1 protein-coding gene is annotated in these 2,282 nt (G+C 70.3%); it reads right to left on the bottom strand.

The features are described 5' to 3' along the window. On the bottom strand, positions 1-2,117 hold a 2,117-nt coding region (locus NQ160_RS22555; RefSeq protein WP_374113705.1), incomplete at its 3' end, for a S9 family peptidase. Between the last annotated feature and the right edge of the window lie 165 nt (positions 2,118-2,282).

The raw sequence follows: 2,282 nt of genomic DNA, 5'->3' as shown, positions 1-2,282 counted from the left end.
CGCAGCACGTCCAGCAGCCAGGCGAGCTCGAAGGCACGTTCCTTCCAGGAGTTGTACCGGCCCGAGACGCCGCCGTGGCCGGCGACCATCTCGCACTTCAGCAGCGCGTCGGCGCCGACTTCGCGCAGGCGCGCGACCCACTTGGCCGGCTCCACGTACATCACGCGGGTGTCGTTGAGGGAGGTCACTGCGAGGATGCGCGGGTAGGTCACCCCTTCGCGGACATTCTCATAGGGGGAGTACGACTTCATGTACGCGTACACCTCGGCGTCGTGCAGGGGGTCGCCCCACTCGTCCCACTCGATCACCGTCAGGGGGAGCGAGGGATCGAGGATCGTCGTGAGAGCGTCGACGAACGGCACACCGGCGAGGATGCCGGCGAACAGCTCCGGCGCCAGGTTCGCCACCGCCCCCATCAGCAGACCACCGGCCGACCCGCCCTCGGCGACCATCCGGTCGGGGGAGGTGTAGCCGGCGTCGACGAGGTGACGGGCGGCGTCGACGAAGTCGGTGAAGGTGTTGCGCTTGTGCAGCAGCTTTCCCTCTTCGTACCACTGGCGGCCCATCTCGCCGCCGCCGCGCACGTGCGCGATGGCGAACACGACGCCGCGGTCGAGCAGCGACAGCCGCGCCACCGAGAACCCCGGGTCGATGGAGTGCTCGTACGAGCCGTAGCCGTAGAGGTGCAGCGGGCGGGGGCCGTCCACGGCGGGCGCGCCGAACGAGCGCTTCCACACCAGCGACACCGGCACCCGGGTGCCGTCGCCCGCCGTCGCCCACACCCGCTCCTGCGCGTAGTCCGACGCCTCGTAGCCGCCGAGAACCGGCTGACGCTTGCGCAGCAGCAGCTCGCCGGTGGCCACGACGTAGTCGTAGACGGTGCCGGGGGTGACGTAGGACCCGTATCCGAACCGCAGCATGGGCGGCGCCCACTCCGGGTTGCCCGACAGCCCCACGCTGTAGAGCGGCTCGTCGAAGGCGATCTCCTTGACCGCGCCGGTGGCGTAGTCGAGCATGCCGACGCGCTCCAGTCCTTCGCGGCGATACGCCGTCACGGCCCAGTCGCGGAAGGTCGAAAGGCCCAGCAGGCGCCGGCCCGGCTCGTGGGCGAGCACCGTCCTGCGCGCGCCGGACGGGTCGGATGCCGCGACCCGCACCAGTTCGAAATCGAGCGCCCCGTCGTTGTGCAGGATGTAGAGCACGTCCTCGCCGTCGACGACCGCGTGCTCGGAGGAGTACTCCACCCCGTCCTGCCGCGGCCAGACCACGCGCGGCGTGCCGCGGAGGTCGTCGGCATCCAGCAGCCACTCCTCCGACGTGATCGACGAGCCGAGCTCGATCATGAGGTAGCGGTCGCTGTGGGTGAAGCCGGCACCCACCCAGTACCGCTCATCGGGTTCGTGGAAGAGCTTCGTGTCGTCGGCGACGGGGGTGCCCAGCTCGTGCAGCCACACGGTGTCGGGCCGCCAGGCGTCGTCGACGGTCGTGTAGACGATGAACCGGCCATCGGGGGAGAAGGTCGCGCCGGCGAAGGTGCCGGGGATCTCATCCGGCAGGGCGGCGCCCGTCTCGAGGTCGCGCACGCGGACGGTGTAGCGCTCGTCGCCCTCGGTGTCGACGCCGTACAGCAGCGTGCGCCCGTCGCTGGTGACCTCGAAGCTGCCCAGGGAGAAGAAGTCGTGACCCTCCGCCTCGACGTTGCCGTCGAGCAGGACCTGCTCACCGGGCACGGGCACGTCAGGCGACAGCACCGGCGGCGTCCAGTCCTCGGGGGAGGCCAGCGGGGCGCGGCACTGGATGCCGTACTGGCTGCCTTCCAGGGTGCGGCCGTAGTACCACCACTGGCCGCGGCGGGTCGGGACCGAGAGGTCGGTCTCGAGGGTGCGGACCTTGATCTCCTCGAAGATGCGCTCCCGCAGGCCCTCGAGGTGCGCAGTGCGCGCCTCGGTGTACGCGTTCTCGGCTTCGAGGTGCGCGATCACCTCGGGATCTTCCTTGGCCCGGAGCCACTCATAGGGGTCCGAGAACGTGTCGCCGTGGTGGGTCCGCTCGACCGGGCGGCGAGCGGCGACGGGGGGAGTGGGCGATGCCGGGGGCGTCTGCGCGATGACGGTCACCACACCACGCTAGCCGCCGTCGGGCGGGCACGTGTCGATGCGTGCCGAAACGGCACGCAGCACGGGCGCGGATGTGCGAGGATTTCTTGCGGCCCGGTAAACGGAGCACGAATCCCCGCTGAACTGTTCGTTCGCACGTCGACTTCGTCGACACCCTTCCCCCAT

This window comes from Microbacterium sp. zg.Y909, from assembly GCF_024626565.1.
This window is presented reverse-complemented; position numbering and strand designations above follow the sequence as displayed.